The 2,489-nt window shown below is 65.1% G+C and carries 2 protein-coding genes; both read right to left on the bottom strand.

Annotated features, from left to right (window positions below; genetic code table 11):
* On the bottom strand, nt 1–855 hold an 855-nt coding region (locus EAO75_RS44615; protein ID WP_148000846.1), incomplete at its 3' end, for a carbon-nitrogen hydrolase family protein.
* Between the two features lie 173 nt (nt 856–1,028).
* Entirely contained in the window at nt 1,029–1,967 is a 939-nt protein-coding gene (locus EAO75_RS44610; RefSeq protein WP_148000845.1) for a helix-turn-helix domain-containing protein, read from the bottom strand.
* Between the last annotated feature and the right edge of the window lie 522 nt (nt 1,968–2,489).

Raw genomic sequence — 2,489 nt, 5'->3', positions numbered from 1 at the left:
CTTGGCAAGGTCGATCAGGGAGAGGTCGATGTCAGCGACAACGAGGCCCTCAGCCTGCTCGTCGAGCGGCTTGCCCAGGGGGGTGCCGTCGGGGCCGAAGATGCGAGAGTTGCCGGCGCCCTTCGCCAGCAGTGCACGCTGTTCGTCGGTGGCCGCGAAGGTCTCGATCGCCCGTTCGCCGATCACCTGGGTGGGAGCGATGACAAAGCAGCCGCCTTCAAGGGCGTAGGTCTGCGTGGCAGCCATGTTCGCCTCAGCACCGAGGGCGTACGCAATGCCCTTGTACAGGCCGAAGGCGGGCCACGCGGCGACATGGACCTGCTCGTTCTGGGCGTACATCGCATACTTGTTGAGCGGCTGCAGGTGCTCCCAGCAGTTCAGGAGGCCGATTCGACCGAGCGGGGTTCCGACCACCTTGAGGTCACTGCCGTCGCCCTCACCGAAGAGACTGCGCTCGACATGGGTGGGCTTGAGCTTGCGGCGATGCAGGAACACTGCGCCGTCCGGCCCTATGAGGATCTGGGACATGTAGAGGCTTCCGTGGTCCTTCTCGCTGTAGCCGAGGGCAACGGTGACGCCAGTACGGCGTGCAGCCTTTCGGATCGCGGTGATGTGTTCACCGTTGACGGTCGGCGAATTGGCGTGGTACCGCCCAACGAACGGCATCTGACCGGCGACAGGACCGAGCCAAAGGAACAGCGGGTACCCCGGAATCCAAGTCTCGGGGAAGGCCACCAGGGAGGCACCCTCGGCCGCGGCGTCCTCAATCAGACCGATGGTCTTCTCAACGGTAGCGTCGGCGTCGAGCCACACGGGCTCGGCCTGGACGGCGGCAACGCGATAGGTGGTTGGCATTTCGTACCTCCTACTGTCATGACGTTTACTGAGAGTGACATGACAGTAAGTGCTGGCTCCTGCGAGGTTGCGGCGTTCCACGCACCAAGGAGCGGCGTTTTCTGCGGCCGACCGTGCACAACCCACGTCCGGTCGTCGTATCGAGACGCTCTCGGTAGCGAGGCAGCGAGGCGTCACGTTTCTCGGCTCAGCGCCCCGCGCACCTCGGCGGGTGTCCGACCATAGGCGCGGACGAAAGCCCGCGTGAACGTGGTGCGATCGGCGAAGCCGCAGCGGGCAGCCACAGCGGACACCGTCGATCCGGCTCTCCGAGGGTCGGTCAGCATGCGGTAGGCAGCTTGCAGACGCTCGGCGCGGATAAAGGCCGCGGGAGAAGTACCGGCTCCGGCGAACAGATCCCCGACATATCGCACCGAAACCCGATAGCGGTGGGCGAGGGCCTCTGGACCGAGTCGGGGATCGAACAAATGTTCACGAACATGTGTCTGCATGGAAGCGAGCAGAGCGGCGCGTCCGGTAGGCACGCCGGAGCCTTCCCCCGCCACCGCGCGCACAGCAGTAGCCAGGAGATCGATAGTCGTGAGGCCCAGTTCGGCCCTCTGGTCGCCAGTGAGGAGATCGCAGGTATCGACCAGTTCTCGCATATAGGCAGCCAGGACACGAACAGCAGGGTGCCCAGCGGGCAGTCCACGCCCGTACGCGTCCTCCACCCGGCTGCCCCGATCTCGCAGCTGATCGCGTGGCACCTGCAGCACCAGCTGCCGCGCGTCGGTCCGGAAGCACAGCTCGTACGGTCGTGAGGCGTCGTACAGCGCACCGCCGCCGCGCGACCACTCCGTCCCGCTGTCCCCCTGTATGACGACACCTTCGCCATCGAGGTGGAGGGAGAACAAGCAGTCATCGCTCGGCTCACAACGCACCAAGCGGCCTGTCCGCAGAACCACCTGCTCACCATGCGTCCGTACGTCTGTGAGCGTGGCTGCGGAACCCAGAGAGCTGGAGCGCACCGAACCATGAAAGGACGCGGCCATGGAACCCAGTGACAATGGCACGAAGCTATCGGTGATGACCTGCGCCCATTCGTCGGGGCTTCTGGCGACGAGCACACCCATAAGGACCAGTATGCTCGACCGGTGTCTTGTCGGTGTCAACGTTTCGGCATCGAAGACAACGTATCTGGGCTATCAGCCATCGTGATCTTTCCCCGAMGCCGTCCATAACCGCTGTCCGGCCTCCACAACGCCGGTCCTGCTGGTCGAGTAATCCTCTCAAGCATGCCGACGAGCCCCCAGGGATGCAGAGGCTGCCCGCCGGCCCCGCATTCCTGGCCCCTCCCCGGGCGGCCTTATCGAAACTCCGCCTGTGCCTTCTGAGCATTCACCCCTTGATCGGATCTGAGGTGGGACCTGCCGAGCCTCGCGCACGGGTCTGGCGTCTTGCGGACATCGGCACTGCCGGCGCCGAAGCCGTCCCTGAGGCAATCCTCGTCCGGCCCTCCTGCAGAACGCTGCCATCCCGGACGCGCATTCCTGGCCCCTCCCCGGGCGGCCTTATCGAAACTCCGCCTGTGCCTTCTGAGCATTCACCCCTTGATCGGATCTGAGGTGGGACCTGCCGAGCCTCGCGCACGGGTC

This window comes from Streptomyces sp. UW30, assembly GCF_008042075.1.
Taxonomy (GTDB): domain Bacteria; phylum Actinomycetota; class Actinomycetes; order Streptomycetales; family Streptomycetaceae; genus Streptomyces.
This window is presented reverse-complemented; position numbering and strand designations above follow the sequence as displayed.

Coding starts and splice junctions, on each gene's coding strand:
- EAO75_RS44610 (WP_148000845.1), bottom strand. CDS start 1,967: ATGGGTGTGCTCGTCGCCAGAAGCCCCGACGAATGGGCGCAGGTCATC.